Annotated in this window: 1 protein-coding gene and 2 pseudogenes; 1 reads left to right on the top strand and 2 read right to left on the bottom strand. The window is 46.0% G+C overall.

All coding sequences use genetic code 11. The annotated features are described in order from the left end of the window. Positions 1–246: pseudogene (locus F6K20_RS36215) on the top strand (cyclic pyranopterin phosphate synthase MoaA); the annotation flags it as partial. 384 nt (positions 247–630) lie between these two features. Here F6K20_RS36215 and rpsD read toward each other — a convergent pair. Both rpsD and F6K20_RS40345 read right to left on the bottom strand, forming a co-directional pair. Next, a complete protein-coding gene (rpsD, locus tag F6K20_RS36210; RefSeq protein ID WP_008179879.1) occupies positions 631–1,239 on the bottom strand; it encodes a 30S ribosomal protein S4 in 609 nt (202 codons plus the stop codon). A gap of 508 nt (positions 1,240–1,747) precedes the next feature. Next, positions 1,748–1,879, bottom strand: a pseudogene (locus F6K20_RS40345) (deoxyhypusine synthase family protein); the annotation flags it as partial. Positions 1,880–1,989: the final 110 nt, after the last annotated feature.

Below are 1,989 nucleotides of genomic sequence, written 5' to 3'. Positions count from 1 at the left end.
TCAGAATGTTTTTGCGATCGCTGCAATCGGATGCGTCTATCTGCTGATGGTTGGCTGCGTCCCTGCCTACTTAATGAACAAGGTCAAGTTGACTTAAAAACTGCTCTACGCAGCGGCGTTGATACCGCTGACTTAAGAGAGCAGGTCAGACAGTTGCTGATGATTAAACCAGAAATCAATTTCAAGGAGAGAGACTCTGGTATCGATGGTTCATATACAAGGACGATGTCACAAATCGGCGGATAGTTTTTTAGGTTGCAGGTTAGCAGGTTAGCAGGTTGAAGGTTAGTCAAGTTGAAGGTTGAAGGTTAGTCAAGTTGAAGGTTGAAGGTTAGTCAAGTTGAAGGTTGCAGGTTAGTCAGGTTGAAGGTTGCAGGTTAGTCAGGTTGAAGGTTCCAGGTTACAGGTTAGCAGGTTAGCAGGTTACAGGTTACAGGTTAGCAGGTTCCAGGTTATAACCTTCAACCTACCCTACAGGAACGCCACAGGCGAACAACCTGTTAACTTTCAACCGTTGTCAACCTTCAACCTGTTAACTTTCAACCGTTGTCAACCTTCAACCTGTTAACTTTCAACCGTTGTCAACCTTCAACCTGTTAACTTTCAACCGTTGTCAACCTTCAACTCGGGTTAGACTTTCCTGGAGTAGTACTCAACCACCAGTAGCTCGTTAATTTGTAATGCCACCCATTCCCGATCAATAATCCCATTCACCTTCCCGGTGAAGGTGTTCTTATCAAACTCTAAATGGCTAGGAAGGTTTGCTAAGCCAGGAAATTCCAAGTTACGTTCTACTAGACGGCGGGATTGATCACGGTTTCTAACCGCAATCACATCGCCAGGGCGACACTGATAGCTAGGAATATTGACTACTGTACCATTTACTGTAACATGACCGTGACTCACGAGCTGACGAGCCGCTGGGATGGTACCTCCCATACCCATGCGGAAGACTGTGTTATCCAGTCGCATTTCTAGCAGTTGCAGCAAAGCTTGTCCAGTGGAACCGGTGGCTCGACGAGCTTTACGGACATAGCGAATTAACTGCTTTTCAGTCACTCCGTAGTTATAGCGCAGTTTCTGCTTTTCTTCGAGACGGATCGCATATTCTGAGCGTTTCCGACGGTTTTGACCATGTTGACCTGGGGGATAGGCACGGCGCGGCGTTTTACGACTTAAACCGGGCAAATCACCCAGACGGCGAACGACCCGCAGACGCGGGCCTCTATATCGAGCCATATAACTTCCTCTTTACTATTTTGTGTACTATCTTGACTAAAGATTTCCCAAAACTATTATCATACAATTTATTAGGGCCGTGGGCATAAGGAAATTGCCATGGGGAAGATTCCGGGCAGGTGTTAGCTCAATAGCCCTATCTACGGGAATTTCCATAGTGCAAACCACCTGAGAAGGTCAGCTATCAGCATTCAGCATTCAGCATTCAGCATTCAGCGATTGGCCTGTGGCCACGGTACTGTTCGCGCAGCGTGCGCGTAGCGCAATCGGTGCTTTTAGGTGCGACCCGTGGCGAATTTAATAATTAGATGCGGAAAGCGCACCTTTGAATAAAATAAGCTGACCGCTCAATGATTATGACACAACTACCATAAATAATCACTTCTAGGGTTATATCATGTCCGGATAATTAGTGATAAAAAACCATCTCCGATTAAACCTTATTCCTTTACTTGTGCCACATGCCTTCGATTGGGCCAAGGGTGTAAGTATTCAACCGGACATGATATTAGTGACCCAGGACGTAAGTAAAAATCAGCGGAGCTACAATTGATGCATCCGATTCAATCACGTAACTAGGGGTGTCCGTATCAAGTTTGCCCCAACTAATCTTTTCACTAGGTAGTGCGCCACTGTAGGATAAAACTGATAGCGGTAGTGTTCTGATGCCTGTGCGAAACAATTAAGGTGTGACTCACGTGTGGAAGTAGCAAGATGCCGAAAAAGAAGACAGGACAGCGAAAAAAAGCT

The sequence above is a fragment of the Moorena sp. SIO2C4 genome, assembly GCF_010672485.1.
GTDB lineage: Bacteria > Cyanobacteriota > Cyanobacteriia > Cyanobacteriales > Coleofasciculaceae > Moorena > Moorena producens.
The sequence above is the reverse complement of the archived record's forward strand: the minus strand, read 5'-3'. Positions and strand labels throughout refer to the sequence as shown.